The sequence below is a fragment of the Flavobacterium segetis genome (genome assembly GCF_900129575.1).
Classification (GTDB): Bacteria; Bacteroidota; Bacteroidia; order Flavobacteriales; family Flavobacteriaceae; genus Flavobacterium; species Flavobacterium segetis.
The window spans coordinates 157,157-176,660 of sequence record NZ_FQWE01000006.1 but is presented as its reverse complement, the minus strand read 5'-3'; the positions used below and the strand labels follow the sequence as shown (position 1 = coordinate 176,660).

General features: G+C 32.7%; 18 protein-coding genes and 1 pseudogene. 15 read left to right on the top strand and 4 right to left on the bottom strand.

Annotated elements, in window-relative coordinates; genetic code table 11:
* Positions 1–16 precede the first annotated feature (16 nt).
* Positions 17–1,222 (bottom strand): multidrug effflux MFS transporter, encoded by a 1,206-nt coding sequence (locus BUA99_RS10380; protein WP_072992124.1) that lies wholly within the window; start codon positions 1,220–1,222, stop codon positions 17–19.
* 267 nt (positions 1,223–1,489) lie between these two features.
* On the opposite strand from BUA99_RS10380, the pseudogene BUA99_RS15380 reads away from it, so the two are divergent.
* Positions 1,490–2,128 (top strand): annotated as a pseudogene (locus BUA99_RS15380) (hypothetical protein).
* Positions 2,109–2,291 carry a hypothetical protein gene (locus BUA99_RS14960; RefSeq protein WP_143151748.1) on the top strand — a complete coding sequence of 61 codons (183 nt, stop codon included), beginning with the start codon at positions 2,109–2,111 and terminating at the stop codon, positions 2,289–2,291. The pseudogene BUA99_RS15380 and the gene BUA99_RS14960 overlap by 20 nt, the downstream one beginning before the upstream one ends.
* Before the next feature lie 43 nt (positions 2,292–2,334).
* Here BUA99_RS14960 and BUA99_RS10365 read toward each other — a convergent pair whose 3' ends face one another.
* Complete coding sequence (locus BUA99_RS10365) at positions 2,335–3,054, bottom strand: sulfite exporter TauE/SafE family protein (protein ID WP_072991826.1); 720 nt, start codon at positions 3,052–3,054, stop codon at positions 2,335–2,337.
* 105 nt (positions 3,055–3,159) lie between these two features.
* Here BUA99_RS10365 and BUA99_RS10360 point away from each other — a divergent pair, with 105 nt between their 5' ends.
* Positions 3,160–3,579: an Lrp/AsnC family transcriptional regulator gene (locus BUA99_RS10360; RefSeq protein ID WP_072991824.1), complete on the top strand. Its 420-nt coding sequence runs from the start codon at positions 3,160–3,162 to the stop codon at positions 3,577–3,579.
* 166 nt (positions 3,580–3,745) lie between these two features.
* On the opposite strand, the gene BUA99_RS10355 is transcribed toward BUA99_RS10360, so the two are convergent.
* Positions 3,746–4,252, bottom strand: coding sequence for a DUF2911 domain-containing protein (locus tag BUA99_RS10355; RefSeq protein ID WP_072991821.1), 507 nt, complete (start codon positions 4,250–4,252; stop codon positions 3,746–3,748).
* Positions 4,253–4,434: 182 nt separating this feature from the next.
* On the opposite strand from BUA99_RS10355, the gene BUA99_RS10350 reads away from it, so the two are divergent.
* The 12 genes from BUA99_RS10350 (at position 4,435) to BUA99_RS10295 (ending at position 17,758) form a co-directional block, all read left to right on the top strand.
* Positions 4,435–6,351: a DUF294 nucleotidyltransferase-like domain-containing protein gene (locus BUA99_RS10350; protein ID WP_072991819.1), complete on the top strand. Its 1,917-nt coding sequence runs from the start codon at positions 4,435–4,437 to the stop codon at positions 6,349–6,351.
* Positions 6,352–6,353: 2 nt separating this feature from the next.
* On the top strand, positions 6,354–6,950 hold the full coding sequence (locus BUA99_RS10345) for a 3'-5' exonuclease (RefSeq protein ID WP_072991817.1): 597 nt from the start codon (positions 6,354–6,356) through the stop codon (positions 6,948–6,950).
* A 485-nt stretch (positions 6,951–7,435) separates the two neighbouring features.
* Positions 7,436–7,999: a gluconate 2-dehydrogenase subunit 3 family protein gene (locus BUA99_RS10340; protein ID WP_072991814.1), complete on the top strand. Its 564-nt coding sequence runs from the start codon at positions 7,436–7,438 to the stop codon at positions 7,997–7,999.
* 48 nt (positions 8,000–8,047) lie between these two features.
* Complete coding sequence (locus BUA99_RS10335; protein ID WP_072991812.1) at positions 8,048–9,751, top strand: GMC oxidoreductase; 1,704 nt, start codon at positions 8,048–8,050, stop codon at positions 9,749–9,751.
* A 10-nt stretch (positions 9,752–9,761) separates the two neighbouring features.
* A complete protein-coding gene (locus BUA99_RS10330) occupies positions 9,762–10,922 on the top strand; it encodes a Gfo/Idh/MocA family protein (protein ID WP_234972950.1) in 1,161 nt (386 codons plus the stop codon).
* A 36-nt stretch (positions 10,923–10,958) separates the two neighbouring features.
* Positions 10,959–12,011 (top strand): sugar phosphate isomerase/epimerase family protein, encoded by a 1,053-nt coding sequence (locus BUA99_RS10325; protein WP_072991806.1) that lies wholly within the window; start codon positions 10,959–10,961, stop codon positions 12,009–12,011.
* Positions 12,012–12,030: 19 nt separating this feature from the next.
* Positions 12,031–12,402, top strand: a complete 372-nt coding sequence (locus tag BUA99_RS10320) for a c-type cytochrome (RefSeq protein WP_072991803.1) — start codon at positions 12,031–12,033, stop codon at positions 12,400–12,402.
* Positions 12,403–12,473: 71 nt separating this feature from the next.
* Positions 12,474–13,931, top strand: a complete 1,458-nt coding sequence (locus tag BUA99_RS10315) for a Gfo/Idh/MocA family protein (protein WP_072991801.1) — start codon at positions 12,474–12,476, stop codon at positions 13,929–13,931.
* A gap of 30 nt (positions 13,932–13,961) precedes the next feature.
* On the top strand, positions 13,962–14,699 hold the full coding sequence (locus BUA99_RS10310; protein WP_072991798.1) for a 3-keto-disaccharide hydrolase: 738 nt from the start codon (positions 13,962–13,964) through the stop codon (positions 14,697–14,699).
* Between the two features lie 49 nt (positions 14,700–14,748).
* Positions 14,749–15,969, top strand: coding sequence for a nucleoside permease (locus tag BUA99_RS10305; protein ID WP_072991796.1), 1,221 nt, complete (start codon positions 14,749–14,751; stop codon positions 15,967–15,969).
* A gap of 6 nt (positions 15,970–15,975) precedes the next feature.
* Entirely contained in the window at positions 15,976–16,863 is an 888-nt protein-coding gene (locus BUA99_RS10300; protein ID WP_072991793.1) for a hydroxypyruvate isomerase family protein, read from the top strand.
* A 19-nt stretch (positions 16,864–16,882) separates the two neighbouring features.
* Entirely contained in the window at positions 16,883–17,758 is an 876-nt protein-coding gene (locus tag BUA99_RS10295; RefSeq protein ID WP_072992121.1) for a sugar phosphate isomerase/epimerase family protein, read from the top strand.
* Positions 17,759–17,825: 67 nt separating this feature from the next.
* Here the strand turns inward: BUA99_RS10295 and BUA99_RS10290 are convergent, their stop codons facing one another.
* Positions 17,826–19,481, bottom strand: a complete 1,656-nt coding sequence (locus tag BUA99_RS10290) for a M1 family metallopeptidase (RefSeq protein ID WP_072991790.1) — start codon at positions 19,479–19,481, stop codon at positions 17,826–17,828.
* Between the last annotated feature and the right edge of the window lie 23 nt (positions 19,482–19,504).

Genomic DNA, 19,504 nt, shown 5'->3' with positions numbered 1-19,504 from the left:
TTGAATTGGCAGCTTTTTATCTATTAATTAAAACAGCTGCTTTAATTCTTTTTTTGCCTACAATTAATATAATTAATGCCAACAACGTAGAAGTGGTCATTATAATCACCATGGGTAAAACAGAATTTTGGACAAAAATACCAACCGCAAAGGAAGCGAATGCTCCTAATCCTAATTGAATAGCACCCATCAAAGCGGAAGCACTTCCGGCATTTCTCGAAAATGGAGCGAGTGTTAGACCAGCTGTATTAGGATTTGAAATTCCTAAACAAGCTAAAAATAAAAATAACATACCTATTGTTTCATATAATCCCAAATAGTTGTTAATCGCTAATATCAAAAACAATATGCTAACAAATGCTTGCGAAATTAGCGCGCCAAAAATCATTTGCTCACTTGTAAACTTTTTTAGTAATAATGAATTTAACTGGCTGGCACCGATAAAACTTAAAGACATAAAAGCAAAAATCCAACCATAAGTTTTAGCATCTACTTTAAAAATATCCATAAATAGAATAGGTGAGGCTGCAACATAAGTAAACAATCCTGAAAATGCTATTGCCCCGGCAAATGCATACGTATAAAATTGTGGCTCCTTTATAATGTTTAGAAAATTGTTGATTATGGGCTTGGGTTTCAATGATATTGAAGTATCTGGTAAATAGGAGTTAGGGAGTACAATTTGAGAAGCGATAAGAATAACTATACCCATATACATCAATATAAAAAATACCGTGTGCCATCCATAATCAGCCGTCACATAACCTCCAATTGTGGGAGCTAGCATAGGCGATAGACCAACTACTAACATCAACATCGAAAAAACTTTAGGAATATCTTTAACTGGAAATAAATCTCTAACCATAGCTATTGAAGCTACTGTAGCCGCACAACTTCCTACAGCTTGAATAAAACGTAAACCAATAAAGATGTCAATATCCTGTACAAAAATGCAACCTAAAGAAGCAAAGATGTAAACCAGCAATCCTATAAATAGTGGTTTCTTTCGTCCAAAACGGTCTAACAAGGGTCCGTAAAGTAATTGACCTGCCGATATTCCAATAAAATAACTGGATAAGGTCATAGAAACATTAGCAACTGAGGTATTTAAATCCCTAGCAATTCCAGCAAAACCAGGTAAATACATATCAATAGAAAACGGTCCTAAAGCGGTCAAAGATCCTAATATCAGAATTAATTTAATATATTTTGATTTGGACATTTCTGTAACTTCCATTTCGGGATCAGTCATCTAATAATAATTTTTAATTTTTTGCAAAGGTAAATTATTTATAATCTTACTAAAACTTAAATGAATTTAAGTTTTAGTAAATACGTCTTATTGGCACTCTAATTTTTATTACCAGTAATAAACCAGAGATAAAAAGCAGTGTCAAAATAATTTTTTTCAAAAACTCCTTATTTAATTTTAAATAAACCATTTTACCTAATACTAATACTAATACTAAAGTAAAAAAAGGAAGTACATATACAAGCTATTGGCAGAGATGCTAAAGAGAGAAAACAATATATCTATCACTCTGAATTTGAAAAAGCAAGACAAGAAGAGAAGTTTGCCAAAATGAATGATTTTGGTACAGCATTGACCAAATTTAGAAAGAAAATCATTGCTGATATTTCCACTAAGGATTGGAATAAGGATAAAGTATTAGTATTAATCGTTTTGTTTTTAGATGAAACTGGGATCAAAATTGGAAATAAACAATACGCTAATCAAAATGGAACTTTTGGCTTGACAACTTTAAGAAGAAAGCACATGACTTTTAAAAATAATCAAGTAACTTTTGAATATAAAGGAAAAAGTAACCAAATGCGACACGTAGAAATTGATGATGTCCAACTGGCAAAATTAATTTAAAAATCAGCTGAATTGCCAGGTTTTGAAATTTTTAGATATAAAGGTGCGGAAGGAAACTTTCATGCAATTGATAGCGAGGATGTCAATGATTACATTCGAACAAATATGGGTGAAAATTTTAGTAGTAAGGACTTTAGAACTTGGGTTGCCAGTAGATTAGCAGTTGAACTTTATCCATATGCAATTGAAGCAATTGGTAAAACTAAAAAAAGTAAATTTAGTAATTGCTTTGATTCGTATAGCAGCTGACGAACTTGGTAATACGCCAACAGTTTGCAGATCCTATTATGTACATCCAGCAATTATGGGCATAATTGAATCTAAAAGTTTACCTAATAAAATGTATGAAGATGCAGGAATGATGCAAAGCGGACTTACAGCATCAGAGAAAGAAGCAATGAAACATATTTAGGCTTAAAAAATAGTAAAGTGATATTCTTACTCTAAGTAAAATTTTAATTTTTTATCAGTAACATTAGTCCAGAGATAAAAAGAAGTATTAATATAAAATTTTTTAAAAATTGCTCATTTAATTTTAAATAAACCATCTTTCCCAGAATTAAAGCCGAAATGAAAAATGGTAAAACATAGATCGAATTAGACAATTTTGTTGTTGTAATGGCACCTTCAAATGCTAAGATGGAAATCCGCATCATTGATACCAGACCTAATATTCCAAACATAGTAGCTCTAAAAACTTTTATTTCACTTGTTTCATTTTTGATTATGATAGCATACAATGGACCTCCTGTGGAAAAAACTCCAGAAAAAAAGCCACCAAAAAGTCCTAGTAAGTATTTTGTTTTCGAACCGAAATGATAAACTTTACTATTTAATAGACTGTTAGCTACGAACAAGATAATAAATAGTCCAAGTGCTTTTTTTAAGATTATCGGCTGACCATAGAGCAAAATAAAAGAACCTATTAAAATTCCAATTAGGGAGGTTATAATTAGTTTTTTTAGTAGTAGTTTATTCATATTCTTCCATTCTCTGTAGAAATAAATTGGTGTAGAAATAGAATAAAATATTGAAATGTAGCAAACAGCGTCTTTTAAAGGCATAACAACTAATAGAAAAGGTAGTGCTACTAAAGCACCGGCAAATCCGCTAATAGTTTGAATAAAAAAACCAAGAAATATTCCAATAATTAGTAACGTCAAAGTGATATCCATGGCTCAAAAGTAGTATTACACAAAAACAAATTAAAATTTAATCAACGGATTTTTGTTTAATATTCCATTTTAAAAATGTAATTTTAGAGCTTTAAAACTTTTTATATGGTTGATTCAATAGATTTAAAAATAATCGAGAAATTAAACGAAAATGCTAGAATGTCATTTGTTGATATTGGCAAAAAAATAGGTCTGTCACCATCTAGTGTACGGGAACGAGTGCAAAAATTAGAAGATACAGATATAATTAAAGGCTATAATGTTCAACTAAATAACACAAAATTGGGATATGGATTAGAGGTCTTTATAATGTTTAAACTATTTAGCGGTAAATTAAATTTGTTTTGTGATAAATTGAATCTTTTTCCTGAAATCGCAGAAATTTATCGGATTACTGGAACACATAATATTTTTATGAAGGTAATTTTAAAAGATCAGTTTCATTTACAACAATTTATCGATCGGCTTTTAGTTTATGGTGAACCAACAACACATTTAGTTTTGTCGAACTTAAAGAGTTCATAAGATATTACTTTGCATAGAGTTTAAAAAACCTAGAAAATTGCTCACTACTAAATGAACTATAATTTATATTATGTAAAATAGAAACTATTGTTTTTATATTTAAGTATGCTTTCTAATTGAAAAAGCATCACCTTTCGGTAATGCTTCTTTCAAAATATGTTTTATTTTACTTTATGGATATCGGTATGCTCCAATTAGACCAATTTAATATCATTTTGTTTTTTTCAATTTTATAAGTCAATTTTTCTGTTGGCATTTTTACAGCTTGTTGTTTTACTTTTACTCTTAATTGATCTTCCTTCTCATCATATTTTCCAGATCCCCATTGCTTTGCAACTTTGTTAAATATAATAATGCATTCTTTTTCATTTGGAATTAAGAAAAAAGAGTATTTTCCAGCAGCTAATTTTGATCCTTCGACCATTACATCTTTCGTAGTTTCAAAAGTTGTTGCTTCATTTGCACCAGCACGCCAAACTTGATTGAAAGGCACTAATCCTCCCCAAATTTCTCTTCCGTTTACTGATGGGCTACCATAATTTACTGTAATTGTAGCATCATTAATTTTACCGCTGATCATTTCTTTTGTGCTCTTTGGCTTTCCTTGTGCTGATGCTAGGGAGACAATAAATAAAGCAATAAGCGAAAATTGCATTTTATTAATTAATTTCATGATCTTAAATATTTTAGTTAATCTAGTAAAAATAAAACAACTTCGAATTAATCATAAATATCCTTATTTATTTTATGAAACATTTAAGTTTTGTATAATTTACTGTGGGATAATTTAGTTTCGTTGTGATTGTATTTTTAAAATTGTTATTTTTACAATCGATATTTATTTATCCATTTTCTATGAATACAATTGCTGAACATATTGCTGATTTTCTGAAGGGATATCCACCATTTAATCATTTGACTTTTGATCAATTATCGGAAATTGCTTCAAGTATTCGCGTTTTAAATCTCGAAAAAAATAAAGAATTATTTCAAGTTAACGAAATTCTACACGATAGCTTTTACGTTGTTGCATCTGGTGTTGTAAATTTATCTGTAATTGCCGATGCTGAGGAATCTCTACTCAATAAATGTTCTGTTGGAGATTTATTTGGTTTACGTCCATTTTTTGCTAAAAACAATTATATGATGACTGCTAAGGCAAGAGAAGAAAGTATAATTTATGCAATTCCAATTGCCACTTTCCGACCATTTGTTGCCAATAACTCAGAAGTTTTAAATTATTTATTAGAAAGTTTTGCTGTAAATACAAGAAATCCAAAAGATAAAGAAAATTTAACAGGTAAATTAATTTCTGATACCGTCTATTATTCTGATCAACAATCAGAAATGCAATATTTTCAGTCACTTTCTTACAATATTACCCCTTTAAAAACTACAAGTAGTACAACGGTTCAAGAAGCGGCATTAGCTATGACTGCTAGCTTGAAAAATAGCATACTTATATGTGACAATGATGTACCAATAGGTATTATCACCGATACAGATATGCGCTCAAAAATAGCCACTGGTCGTTATCCATTAACTGTAACTGTTGATAAAATTATGTCTTCGCCAGTGATCACTGTGATGGAAAACATTTCTTTGGCGGAAGCACAACTTTTGATGTTAAAACATAACGCGACTCACCTTTGTGTAACCCACGATGGGACTGATAAATCGACTATAAAAGGAATTATTAATGAACATGATTTAATTATTGCGCAAGCCAGCAATCCTGGAGTTCTAATTAAAGAAATTAAGCGATGTCAGGCTCCTAAAGAGTTAAAACAAATTCGGGATCGTCTCACCGATTTAATTCAAACTTCGATCACTAAAAATATTCCCATTTCTCATATTTTCAATATTGCTAGTGAAATAAACTTAGCGATTATTAAGCGATCTGTTGAATTGTCTATTTTAGATCTTGGCTCACCTCCTGCTCGTTTTGCATGGTTAAGTATTGGCAGTCAAGGAAGAAAAGAACAATTATTGTTAACAGATCAAGATAGCATTCTAATTTTTGAAGATGTAGCGGCAGATAAATATCGTGAAGTAAAGGATTATTTTATAAAATTAGCTAAAAAAACGACTTTCACTTTAGAAGAAATTGGCTATAATCTTTGTCCAAATGGCCACTTGGGAAGTAATTTATTATGGTGTAAATCGTTGACTGATTGGGTAAAACAATATGATAACTGGATGAATACTCCAGGTGAAAATAGCAATGAAATTAGTAGTGTATTTTTTGATTATGAAATTGCTTTTGGAGAACAAAAAATTGAGGATACTATCACAAATGTTATTTTTAAAAATTCGAAAAACAATACATTATTTTATGATTTTTTAGGAAATGATGCTTTACGAAAAAATTCTCCACTTAGTTTTTTTAAAAATTTCAATGTCGAAGATGAAGGTGCTAATAAAAATAAATTTGATATCAAAACTCGTGCATTGTTACCACTAATTGACGGTGCAAGATTATTTGCTCTATATTTTGAAATAAGAGGAATAAATAACACATTTCAAAGGTTTAAGCAGCTAGCAATAAGTGACACTAAACACGCAGAAATATATTTGAATTGTGCTGAAGCATTTTTAATTTTATCAAAATTTAGAACGGTAGAAGGTTTAAAGAATGATAGTTCAGGACAATTTATTAATCTAGATGAATTATCTAAAGTTGATCGTGAAAAACTGAAAAATGCGCTTGCTCCTATGCGAGAATTGGAAGAATTAATAAAAAGTAAATTTAAACTTACTCAATTTTCATAATTATGTTAGATTGGTTAAAATATATTAATAAAGAACATCCTGAATTTTGGAAAAATTACCTCTCTAAATTCGGTGAAAAATCATCTCGATACGTAATTTTATCAACTGAAACCTCTGGCTTGAGTCCACTGAAAGATGTGATTTTGTCTCTTGGTGCATTTGCTGTAGTGGATGATAGTATTTTAATTGGAGATAGTTTTGAAGTTACTTTATTACAGTATAAATTTTTTCATGACAATGGCTTAATGAATGAGTTTATGGTCGAAAGCAAGATGAAGAAAACTTCTGAATCTGATGCTATAGAATCTTTTATACACTTTATAGATAATGCAATTTTAGTGGGTCATCACGTCAATTTTGACGTTGAAATTATAAATGTAGCTTTAGAGAGATTACAGTGCGGAAGGCTTAAAAATGAAGCTTTAGATGTTGATGTCATGCACCGGAAACTAAATGATATCAGTGAAAAACAGTTTTCACTAGATGAACTTTGCACGATATATAATGTTCCAATGAGCGATCGAAACTCAGCAGCTGACGATGCGTACAAAACCGCATTATTATTTTTGAAATTAAAGTCTAGATTGGGCATAAAATAAAAACAATTCAAAATTTAAATTTTGTTAATCGGGTAATATAAAACTCAATATTTTCATATTTTAAACAAAATCTTTTTGTTTGAAAAATTAACATCACATTATTTAATTTATTAAATAGTTTAATCTAAATGCAAATATTTAAGCAAATAATGATTAAGACTTCGCGATTTTAATAAAAATCTTATGACATTTTTATATTTTTTAAATAGAATAAATTATTTCTCAATTTACACATTTGTAATTTATTTTAAACATTATCTCTAAATGTAAAGATGTTTCCACAAAATTTATTTGTAATTTACTATCTATTTTGAAAATTTAATTTTGTTAAAGTAGTAATTTGTTGAATTATTACACAATAATAATATTGAAATTTGAATATTATTGAATTATTCAATGATTTAACATTAAAAAAATAAAATTAATTTTTTTTTCGTTATTATTGTATAGTTAAATGTTTGATTTTTAATTTTAAAGGGAGACAAATGAATAGAAGAGAAGCACTTAAAAGTGTTGCGTTTTTAATGGGAAGCGCAATTTCATCAACTACTATTGGAGTTGTATTCGAAAATTTTATTTTACCTGAAAAAGAGAAAAATTTCGTCTCATTTTCTGTCTCTGATGAACAAATTCTATCTGAATTTGCTGAAACTATTATCCCAACTACAGCCTCCTCAGGTGGCGCTAAAGCCGCAGGTTTAGGCGCGTTTATTCCAATGATTATTAGAGATTGTTATCCTGCTAATATGCAGAAACTTTTTGCAGAAGGATTAAAAGAAATGCAAATTAAGTGTTCTAAGGAGTTTAATAAAGACTATTTGTCAATATCAAAAGAGGAGCGAAATCAATTAATGTCCTCTTTAAGAGATGATGCAATTGGAACGAATAAAGCACCTTCTTTTTTTCTGATTGCTAGGGATCTAACTATTTTAGGGTACTACACCTCTGAAATAGGATGTACGCAAGCTCGAGAATATCTTCCTGTTCCTGGCCGATATGATGGAGAAGCTCCTTACATCAAGGGTCAAAAAGCTTGGGCGACAAATTAAAATAAATCAGAAATACTAACGATATCAATTTCATTAAAAATACTTCACGTGAATATAAATACCAATTTAAAAGCGGAAAATACGTATGATGCTATTGTCATAGGTTCAGGAATTAGTGGTGGCTGGGCAGCAAAGGAGCTTACAGAAAAAGGACTAAAAGTACTAATGCTAGAACGAGGAATGAATATTGAGCACATCAAAGATTACGACTCTGCGATGAAGGCACCATGGGAATTTGAACGAGCTGGAAAACTTACTACGGAGCAAAAGAGTACGCATCCTGTACAAACTCGAGATTATCCTTACAATGAAGCAACTGAAAAATGGTGGGTGAATGATATCGATTGTCCATACACCGAAGATAAGCGTTTTGACTGGTATAGGGGTTTTCATGTAGGTGGAAAATCATTGATGTGGGGAAGACAAAGCTACCGTTTTAGTGATCATAATTTTGAAGATAATGCTAAAGATGGATACGGCAATGACTGGCCTATTCGATATAAAGATATTACCAAGTGGTATGATTACGTTGAAAAATTTGCAGGAATCAGTGGTCAAGCTGAAAATTGGCCTCTCTTACCTGATGGAAAATTTTTACCGCCAATGGATCTAAATTGTGTTGAAAAATCAGTCAAAGAGCGATTAGAAAAACATTACAATAAAACAAGAATCCTTACAATAGGACGCACTGCTAATTTAACGGTTCCTCATAAAGGTCGAGGCAGTTGTCAATATAGAAACTTATGTAGTAGAGGTTGCCCTTTTGGTGCTTATTTCAGCACGCAGTCCTCTACTTTACCGGCTGCTATGGCGACTAATAGGTTAACAGTAAGACCATACTCTATTGTAAATCATATCATTTACGATAAGGACACTAAGAAAGCGAAAGGAGTCATGGTTATTGATGCAGAGACTAATGAGACTATGGAATTTTATGCCAAAATTGTTTTTGTAAACGGATCTACATTAGGTTCAACTTTTATATTACTAAACTCCACTTCTGAAGCACATCCAAACGGATTGGGAAATGCTAGCGGACAGTTAGGTCACAATCTTATGGATCATCATTTTCGTGTTGGCGCTGAAGGTTCTGCTGAAGGTTTTGAAGACAAATATACGTATGGACGGCGAGCCAACGGGATTTATATTCCAAGGTATCAAAACATGGGAAATGACAAAAGAGATTATCTTAGAGGTTTCGGTTATCAAGGTGGCGCTAGTAGAGGTTCATGGCATAAAGAAGTTGCTGAATTAGCTTTTGGTGAAAATTTTAAAAATACAATGTCGTTACCAGCTGATTCATGGAGTATGGGATTGGGTGGTTTTGGTGAAATGTTGCCTTATTATGAAAATAAAGTGTACATCAACCATGACAAAAAAGATAAGTGGGGACAATCTGTTCTTGCAATCGATTGTGAATACAAGGAAAATGAGGCAAAAATGCGTGAGGACATGATGAACGATGCTGCTGAAATGTTAGAGGCATCAGGTATTAAAAATGTCCAACCTTATGATAATGATTGCTATCCAGGAATGGCAATTCACGAAATGGGAACAGCGAGAATGGGCAACGACCCGAAAGAGTCAGTGTTAAACAAATGGAACCAAATGCATGAAGTTAGTAATGTATTCGTTACTGACGGCGCTTGTATGACTTCTGCTGCTTGTCAAAACCCATCGTTAACTTATATGGCTTTAACAGCTCGGGCTTGTGACTACGCAGTAAAAGAACTAAAAAAAGGAAATCTATAGTTTAAAAAGTATGAGAAAATTGAGAATGGGAATGATAGGTGGCGGTCGTGATGCTTTTATAGGGTCAATTCACCGTCTTGCAGCTAATATGGATGGATTAATTGAATTATCCTGTGGTGCCCTGAGTTCAAATCCTGAAATTGCATTACTATCAGCTAAAGATTTATTTCTTCCAGAATCTCGATCATATATAAACTATGAAAAAATGATTGTTGCAGAAGCAGCATTGCCATCTGATATTAAAATTGATTTTATAACTATTGTTACACCAAATTTTGCTCATTTTGCACCAGCAATGATGGCTTTGGAATATGGATTTAATGTCGTAATTGAAAAACCGATGACCTTTTCATTAGAAGAAGCAAAACAGTTGCAACAAAAAGTTATAGAAACGGGATTAATACTCTGCTTAACATATACTTACTCTGGCTATCCAATGGTTAAACAAGCAAAGGCAATGCTTAATCAGGGAAAATTAGGGAAAATTAGAAAAGTTTGGGTTGAATATCCTCAAGGTTGGCTAAGTACGCTTTCCGAAAAAGAAGGAAATGTACAAGCTGCTTGGAGAACAGATCCTTCTAAATCAGGTAAAAGCTCAGTTATGGGTGACATTGGCACTCATGCTGCACATTTAGCGGAGTATATTACAGGATCAAAAATTACCGATGTTTGCGCAGAGTTAAATACAATTGTTGAAGGACGGGCAATGGATGATGATGGAGCAGTTTTATTAAAATTTGACAATGGTTCGAAGGGCGTTTTAATGGCATCGCAAGTTGCTGCTGGTGAAGAAAATGCATTGAAAATTAGAATTTACGGAGAAAAAGGTGGAATTGAATGGTTACAACACGAACCAAATACGCTTGTAGTCAAATGGTTTAATGAGCCAACACAGATCTTACGAGCAGGAAGTAATTATGCGTATTTATCTTCGTTTGCAACTCATAATTGTAGAACGCCAGGTGGACATCCAGAAGGTTATATTGAGGCGTTTGCAAATATTTACAGAAATTTTGCACTAACACTCAATTGTTCCCTAGATGGTAGAAAGCCTACCCCAGAAATGTTAGATTTCCCGACGGTTGAGGATGGCATTCGAGGAATGGCGTTCATTGATACTGTAGTTGCCTCTTCAAAATCTGAAAAAAAATGGACTACTTTTAATTTGTAATTTATTGCATTTTAAATTATTTATCTTACTTAAAATATGACTACAATTAAAGGACCAGCAGTGTTTTTAGCACAACTTATAAGCGATGAAGCTCCATTTAATTCTTTAGATGGAATTTGTCAATGGGCTGCTGATCTCGGTTTTAAGGGAATACAAATGCCAACATTAGATTCTCGATATATTGATTTACAAAAAGCAGCAGAGAGTAAAACGTATGCTGATGAGCTAAAAGGAAAAATTGCAGAATATGGGCTTGAAATTACTGAACTATCAACACATTTACAAGGTCAACTAATAGCAGTGCACCCTGCTTATGATGATTTTTTTGATGGCTTTGCGCCAAAGAATGTTCGAGGAAATCCCAAAGCAAGACAAGAATGGGCGGTTCAACAATTGAAGTTTGCTGCAAAAGCATCTCACAACTTAGGATTAAATGCTCACGCCACTTTTAGCGGTTCCTTGTTATGGCAGTATTTTCATCCGTGGCCACAGCGACCTGCAGGATTAATTGAAGATGGATTTGAAGAACTAGCTAAACGCTGGACTCCTATTTTAAATAAATTTGATGATAATGGCGTTGATCTTTGCTACGAAATTCATCCGGGAGAAGATCTATTTGACGGTGAAACATATGAAATGTTTTTGAAAGCGGTCAACAATCATCCTCGGGCATGCATCTTATATGATCCATCACACTTCGTTTTACAACAACTAAATTATGTTCAATATATAGATTTTTATCATGAAAGAATTAAAGCTTTTCATGTAAAAGATGCCGAATTTAACCCAACAGGCAAGCAGGGAACTTTTGGAGGCTATCAAAATTGGGCTAATCGTGCGGGACGATACAGATCACTTGGCGATGGACAAATCGATTTTAAAACTATTTTCAGTAAGCTTGCGCAATATGACTATAAAGGTTGGGCTGTTTTAGAATGGGAATGCTGTATAAAAAATCAAGAAGTTGGTGCTCGTGAAGGAGCTGAGTTTATTAAGAATCATATTATAAAAGTTACAGATAAAGCATTTGACGATTTTGCTGCGGTTGAAACTAATCAAATTTTAAATAGAAAAAACTTAGGATTGTAAAAATGTAAATTAAAACATAATGAAAATAAAAATTTTGCTTTTTGGAAGTGTCTTTGTAGGATTAACCTCTTTTACAGCGTATGAATCGGAGGTGACTTATGTTGCAATTGGTACAACATCAAATATAATTTATCAATCTTTGGACGGGGAGAAATTAGTAGCTAAGTCGGATTGTATTGGATGCCATAAAATTGATAAAAAGTTAATTGGTCCCTCCTATTTAGATATCGCTAAAAAATATCCTTTAAATGATAAAAGCGTAAATTATTTAGCTTCAAAAATTATTAAAGGTGGCTCTGGTGTTTGGGGCTCAATTCCAATGGCAGCTCATTCCACCTTAAAAAAAGAAGATGCTAAATTGATGGCTAAGTATATTTTATCTGTAAAATAAAAATGATTACCTAGTTGCTGCATTGCATCAATTTGACCTTTAATTACTATTAACTAACCACTTATAAAGTAATGAAACCAACAGAAGAAGATAATAAGATCATTAATAACCGTCGTGATTTTATAAAAACAACCGCTATTGCAGCAGCAGCATTTATGATTGTTCCTAGACATGTTTTAGGCAGAGGTTTCGTCGCGCCTAGTGATCGCTTATCCATTGCAGGTATTGGTGTGGGTGGAAAAGGAAAGTCGGACATTGCAATGTTTGCTAAAAGCGGAAGAGCTGATATCTCTTTTCTATGTGATGTCGATACCCGTAGAGCTGCTGAAAGTGTAAAAGCATTTCCAAAAGCTAAATATTATAAGGACTGGCGTGAAATGCTAGACAAAGAACATAAAAATTTTGACGCTGTTTCTGTATCTACTCCTGATCATAACCATGCAGTACAATGCCTAGGAGCAATGCAATTAGGAAAACATGTTTTTGTTCAAAAACCTATGGCTCACGACATTTATGAAGCTCGCATTATGACGCAAGCAGCTGAAAAATATAAGGTAGTAACCCAAATGGGAAATCAAGGTGCCTCCAATGATGGAACTCGAATTCTGAAAGAATGGTATGAAGCGGGTTTAATAGGAGATGTTCATACTGTGCATGCGTGGACTGATAGACCGGTTTGGCCACAAGGCATTTCATGGTCAATTAATAAAGCCAATGTTCCAAATGAACTAGATTGGGATTTATGGCTAGGAACAGCTCCTTACAAAGAATATGTGAATAAGTTAGTGCCATTCAACTGGCGCGGTTGGTGGGATTATGGCACAGGTGCATTGGGAGATATGGGTTGTCATTTGCTTGAAGCCCCTTTCAGTGTATTAAATTTGAAGTATGCAAAAGATGTTCAATGCAGTGTGGGCTCAGTTTATGTTGATGAATTCCAACGCGGTTATTTTCCAGAAAGTTGTCCTCCGTCAAGTCACGTTACATTAACATTTCCAAAGACTGAAAAAACAAATGGAGATATTGCTGTCCACTGGATGGATGGCGGAATTCAACCTGTAAGGCCAGCAGAATTGGGTGATAAAGAGATTTTTGGAGATGGCGGAAGCGGAACTTTATTTACCGGTACAAAGGGAAAAATGATGTGCGATACCTACGGATTAAATCCTCGTTTAATACCTCTCAGTAAAAATGAAAATCTAAATGTGACCCAGAAATATAAGCGCGTGATTGATGGCGCAGATGGACATTATAAACAGTGGGTTGATGCCTGTATCGCCGGCTACGGAAAACAAGAATTGAGTTCACCCTTCGAAATTGCTGGTCCATTAACTGAGGCTTTATTAATAGCCAACTTAGCCATTAGAGGATACGATCTTAAAATTGATGAATTAGGTGAGGATGTATATCCTGGAAGGTCAGCTAAATTACTATGGGACAATGATAGTATGAGAATTACAAATTTTGATGAAGTAAATCAATTTGTAAAAAGAGAGTATCGCGAAGGCTGGAAATCGATTACTTTATAAATAAAATTAATTATTAATAAAAAAAATAAAATGATTAAAAACATTTTTTGTTCATTATTTGCGATGATAATAACACAAGCAGCAAGCGCACAACAAGACGCAGCTCCTAAAGGATTTAAATATATTTTTGACGGTAAATCAACAACTGGATGGCATACGTATGGCAAAAAAACGGTTAACTCTGGTTGGAAGGTTGAAAATAATGAATTGCATTTTGATCCGTCTACAGCACAAAATGGTCAAGGAGGCGATATTGTTACTGATGCAGAATACGAAAATTTCCACTTAAAACTGGAATGGAAAGTAGCTCCAAATGCTAACAGCGGTATTATTTTTTATGTTAATGAAGACCTCTCTAAATTTAAAAATACGTATGACACAGGTGTAGAAATGCAGGTATTAGACAATGATGGTCATCCTGATGGAAAAATTGAAAAACATAGAGCTGGCGATTTATACGATCTAATTAAAAGTAGTTCTGAACCAGTAAAACCTGTTGGAGAATGGAATAATGTTGATATTGTGTGCAAATTTGGAAAACTTACAATGATGCTTAATGGAGTAAAAGTTGTAGAAACTGTTTTATGGGATGCTAATTTTAACAATTTAGTAGCGGGAAGTAAATTTGCAACTTGGTCGAATTTTGCTAAATTTAAAAAAGGTAAAATTGCATTGCAAGATCATGGTGATAAAGTTTGGTTTAGAAATGTAATGATAAAAGAGTGGAATACAATGAAAACGACAACTGGTTGCGAAGCTGGTATGTAAATTATTCTGTTTGAAACTGACTCAACTAAAATTTTATACTATTTGATAAATGAATACTATCATTCGAACAAAATTATCCCTCATGATGTTCCTCAATTTTTTTGTTTGGGGAATATGGTTTGTAACCATGGGAACATTTTTAACTAAAGGCGGAATTGCAGCTACCGGAACTCAGACGGGGCTTGCCTATGGGACGCAATGCCTTGGAGCAATAATTGCACCTTTCATAGTAGGAATGATTGCAGATAAATATTTTGCTGCACAAAAAATATTAGGTTTATTACACCTTGCTGGAGCCGTAATTTTATATTTACTTTCAACCCAAAATAGTTTTGACTCTTTTTATTCTTTACTGTTGATTTATATGATACTTTTTATGCCAACTCTAGCATTGGTGAATTCTATATCGTTAAATCAAATGACAAACTCTGAAAAAGAGTTTGCGAAAATTCGAGTTTGGGGAACAATAGGATGGATTGTTGCAGGTTTAATTATAGGATATATGTCTTGGGAATCAGCACCCAAAAGTTTAAATATCACATTTAAAATTTCAGCTATAATTTCAGTGGGATTAGGTCTATTTAGTTTTTTTTTACCGAGCACGCCTCCACTCAAGAAAGGAAAATCGGTTAGTTTTGCAGAAACTATAGGATTAGATTCTTTTAAAATTTTGAAAGATAGAAATTATCTAGCCTTTTTTATAGCATCAATTTTAATTTGTATTCCTCTAGCTTTTTACTACGGTCAGGCGAACCAATTTTTAAACGAAACTGGAATGGAAAAAGCAGCGGCAAAAATGACCATTGGTCAAATGTCTGAAATGTTTTTTTTGTTTTTAATGCCTTTATTTTTTTTACGATTTGGTATTAAACAAATGCTTTTGTTTGGCATGTTTGCCTGGGTATTGCGTTATTTATTATTTGCTTACGGCGATATTGGAAGCGGCATTTGGATGCTTTATTTAGGAATTGCATTGCACGGAATTTGCTATGACTTTTTCTTTGTAACTGGACAAATTTACACTGATCAAAAAGCTGGTCCAGAGTCTCGTTCTTCTGCTCAAGGACTAATCACATTAGCTACTTATGGTGTTGGAATGTACATTGGTTTTTATGTAGCGGGATTAATTGTAGATTATAATTCATTACAAGAAGGTCAACATAATTGGCAAAAAATATGGATATTTCCTTGTCTTTTCGCTTTGGGAGTATCCATACTTTTTGCTGTTTTTTTCAAAGAAAAACAAAAGTTAAATATAAAACATAAGTAAATTATAGTGGATAATATTAGTCGAAGGATAGCACTCAAAGGTATATTAGCTGGAACGGTTGCAATCGTGATTCCAGAGCGTATTACTACTTTGGCTGAGCCAAAGAGTTTAGCTAATTTAAATTTAAGATTAATAGGAAATATTAATCACTCTGTTGCTCGATGGTGTTTTAGTGATATTGATATTGATACGCTCTGTCTTGAAGCAAAGAAAATAGGGATTTCTGGTATTGATTTGGTTGGACCACAAGATTGGCCAGTGTTAAAAAAATACAATCTCATTTCGTCAATGTGTAATGGAGCCGAAATAAATTTAGTGGATGGTTTTAATGATTTAAAATTTCACGATATTTTAATCAAAAATTATTCTGAAATGATTCCGCTTGTAGCAAAAGCTGGATATAAAAATCTAATTTGTTTCAGTGGAAATCGAAGAGGAAAAACCGATGAAGAGGGCTGGAATAATTGTTTTATTGGACTACAAAAATTGCTCCCTATTGCCAAAAAGTATAACGTGGTTCTTGTAATGGAATTGTTAAACAGTAAAGTCGATCATAAAGATTACCACTGTGATAAAACTTCTTGGGGCGTTGCATTAGCAAAGCGCCTTAACTCAGAAAATTTTAAATTACTCTATGACATCTACCACATGCAAATTGATGAAGGTGACGTGATTAGAACTATTAGAGAAAATCATCAGTATATAGCTCATTATCATACGGCTGGAGTTCCTGGACGTAACGAAATAGATGAACTGCAGGAGCTAAACTATCCGGCAATTATGAAAGAAATTATAAAAACGGGATACAAAGGATTTGTTGCTCAAGAATTTATACCTAAAAATAATGATAAATTAGCCTCGTTAAAAAATGCAATTTTAATATGTGATGTCTAATAATTTTATACAAAATAAAATGATACAGAGAAGAGAATTTCTAATCAACACTAGTTTAGCGCTAGGAGCTTTAGCTATTGCTCCTTCATTTGCTTATAATACTAAAAAGAAAGCTATTGGATTACAACTTTATTCATTGAGAGATTCATTGCCCAAAGATGTTAAAGGAATTTTGACTCAAGTAGGCCAAGCGGGTTTTAGTGAAGTAGAAACCTATGGTTTTTCAGTTAAGAATGGATTTTTTGGTACAGGTGTTAAGGATTTTAAAGCGATGCTAAATGACAATGGATTAAAAGCGACTAGCAATCATTTTGATTTTAATAATTATATAGAAACCGATTCAACTGAAAATATTAAGGCTTATATAGACACCGCAAATTATTTAGATAGTAGTTATGTCACAGTACCATGGATTTCAGAAAGATTACGAGGAACGACAGCTGATGATTATAAAAAGTTAGCCGATAAAATAACCAAAGTCGCTGAACTATGTAATGCTGCAAATTTAAAATTAGCGTATCATAATCATGACTTTGAATTTGAAAAATTTGGAGATTCGACAGGATATGAAATTTTACTAAACAATACTGATAAAAATAAGGTTGATTTTGAACTTGATTTATATTGGGTGGTGCGCTCTGGAAATGATCCACTGCAATTATTCAAAAAATATCCAGGTCGTTTTACGATGTGGCACGTAAAAGATATGGATAAAAGCAATCAGGATTTAAATACAGAAATTGGTAAGGGGAGAATTGACTTTAAAGCGATATTTGCTGAGGCAAAGTTATCAGGAATGAAACATTTTTATGTTGAACATGAAACGAATTATTTCCCTAATCCAATTGAATCGGTCAAAGAGAGTTGTTTTTACGTTAGAAAAAACTTAATTTAATGCTACTTTACCTCATAAAAAAAAAGATTTAATCATAAATGGATGACTATTTCTTTGTTCGAAAAGTTTATTCTGTGATATTAAAATTCGCTACGTAATAATTCTTGTCAATTTCTAGTTTTGAAACACCTGGTTGAGTATTGATGTCTTGCCACTCTAAAGTGGGATTCAAAACTTTCTCTACACCATCGATGGTTACTTTCACAGGCATTTTAAAACCACTTGTGCAATTTGTCCAGCGAAAACTCAATTTATTATTTTTGAAAAAATATTCTAACGTTGGAACTCGAGTATCTCTTAAATATTGATTGAAAAATGAGGTTAAATCTATTTCTGAATTTGTAGATAAATAATCCTCAATCTGTTTTGTGGTTACCGTTTGATGATAAAAAGTGCTATTTAAACCTCTGAGTATATTTCTCCATTTTACATCGTTATTAACAAGCTGACGCAAAGTATGCAACATATTACCTCCTTTATAATACATATCACTTGATCCCTCGTTATTTACTTCATATTGCCCTATAATAGGTTTGTCATTTTCTATATTTTTTCTAAGTCCCCGTACATAATTATTTCCTGCTTCTTTACCGTAATAAAACTCAACAAATAGACTTTCAGAGTAGTTAGTAAAACTCTCGTGAATCCACATATCGGCAATGTCTTTGTAGGTAATATTATTAGCGAACCACTCATGTCCCGACTCATGAATAATGATAAAGTCAAATTTTAATCCCCATCCTGTCCCGCTTAAATCTCGACCGAGATAACCATTTTGAAAGCCATTTCCATAGGTTACTGAACTTTGATGCTCCATTCCTAAGTAAGGTACTTCCACCAGCTTGTAACTGTCTTCATAGAAAGGGTAAGGGCCAAACCAATGCTCGAAAGCCTTGAGCATTTTTGGAACATCTTGAAATTGTTTTTTGGCTTTAGCCAAATTATCTCTCAAGACATAGTATGTGCAGTCTAGATCTCCTTTTTCTCCTTTAAATTTTTCAGAGAAAGAGACATAATCTCCAACATTTATATTCACACCGTAATTATTAATTGGATTTGAAACATACCAATTATATGTTTTAGTTCCATCTTTTAATTGTTTTACCGTCTGCAACCTACCATTTGAAACCGCTACTAAATCCGCAGGAACATTAACGCTAATGAGCATATTCTCTACTTCATCATACATGTGATCTTTGTTAGGCCACCACACACTAGCTCCTAATCCTTGACAAGAAGACGCAATAAATAATTTTCCATTCGAATCTTTTTGCCAAGTGATACCTCCGTCCCATGGAGGATTTACTGCTACTTTAGGCTTTCCTCCATAAAAAACGACCAATTCTTTAATGGCACCAACTTTCTGTGCTGCCACTAATTCAATAAAAAAAGCATTTCCTTCTCTTTTGAATCTAAGTTCTTTACCATCTTGAATTACTTTATAAATTTCTAGTGGTTTCTGCAAATCAATTTGCAGATTATTGTATTCTTGTAATACTTTATATCCAATGGTGTTAGATCCTGTTATTGTGCTATCTAAAGGATTTACTTTTATGTCGAGATGATAACTTTTTAAATCCCACCAAGATCTTTCCTTAGTGATACTTCCTCGCAATGAATCTTGTCTTGTAAAAATAATATCATTTGAACTTAATAAACTTTGCGATTTTACTCCGTTAAAAGCAAGTAATGACATAAAAATAATTCCTACCTCTTTTTTCATGTTTGATTTTTTTAAAATAAAAT

Excerpts from the sequence above, each read along its gene's own strand:
- BUA99_RS10340 (WP_072991814.1), top strand. The coding sequence starts at position 7,436 with ATGAATAGAAGAGAAGCACTTAAAAGTGTTGCGTTTTTAATGGGAAGC.
- BUA99_RS10360 (WP_072991824.1), top strand. The coding sequence starts at position 3,160 with ATGGTTGATTCAATAGATTTAAAAATAATCGAGAAATTAAACGAAAAT.
- BUA99_RS10330 (WP_234972950.1), top strand. The coding sequence starts at position 9,762 with ATGAGAAAATTGAGAATGGGAATGATAGGTGGCGGTCGTGATGCTTTT.
- BUA99_RS10365 (WP_072991826.1), bottom strand. The coding sequence starts at position 3,054 with ATGGATATCACTTTGACGTTACTAATTATTGGAATATTTCTTGGTTTT.
- BUA99_RS10320 (WP_072991803.1), top strand. The coding sequence starts at position 12,031 with ATGAAAATAAAAATTTTGCTTTTTGGAAGTGTCTTTGTAGGATTAACC.
- BUA99_RS10315 (WP_072991801.1), top strand. The coding sequence starts at position 12,474 with ATGAAACCAACAGAAGAAGATAATAAGATCATTAATAACCGTCGTGAT.
- BUA99_RS10345 (WP_072991817.1), top strand. The coding sequence starts at position 6,354 with ATGTTAGATTGGTTAAAATATATTAATAAAGAACATCCTGAATTTTGG.
- BUA99_RS10305 (WP_072991796.1), top strand. The coding sequence starts at position 14,749 with ATGAATACTATCATTCGAACAAAATTATCCCTCATGATGTTCCTCAAT.
- BUA99_RS10350 (WP_072991819.1), top strand. The coding sequence starts at position 4,435 with ATGAATACAATTGCTGAACATATTGCTGATTTTCTGAAGGGATATCCA.
- BUA99_RS10325 (WP_072991806.1), top strand. The coding sequence starts at position 10,959 with ATGACTACAATTAAAGGACCAGCAGTGTTTTTAGCACAACTTATAAGC.
- BUA99_RS10295 (WP_072992121.1), top strand. The coding sequence starts at position 16,883 with ATGATACAGAGAAGAGAATTTCTAATCAACACTAGTTTAGCGCTAGGA.
- BUA99_RS10380 (WP_072992124.1), bottom strand. The coding sequence starts at position 1,222 with ATGTCCAAATCAAAATATATTAAATTAATTCTGATATTAGGATCTTTG.
- BUA99_RS10310 (WP_072991798.1), top strand. The coding sequence starts at position 13,962 with ATGATTAAAAACATTTTTTGTTCATTATTTGCGATGATAATAACACAA.
- BUA99_RS10290 (WP_072991790.1), bottom strand. The coding sequence starts at position 19,481 with ATGAAAAAAGAGGTAGGAATTATTTTTATGTCATTACTTGCTTTTAAC.
- BUA99_RS10355 (WP_072991821.1), bottom strand. The coding sequence starts at position 4,252 with ATGAAATTAATTAATAAAATGCAATTTTCGCTTATTGCTTTATTTATT.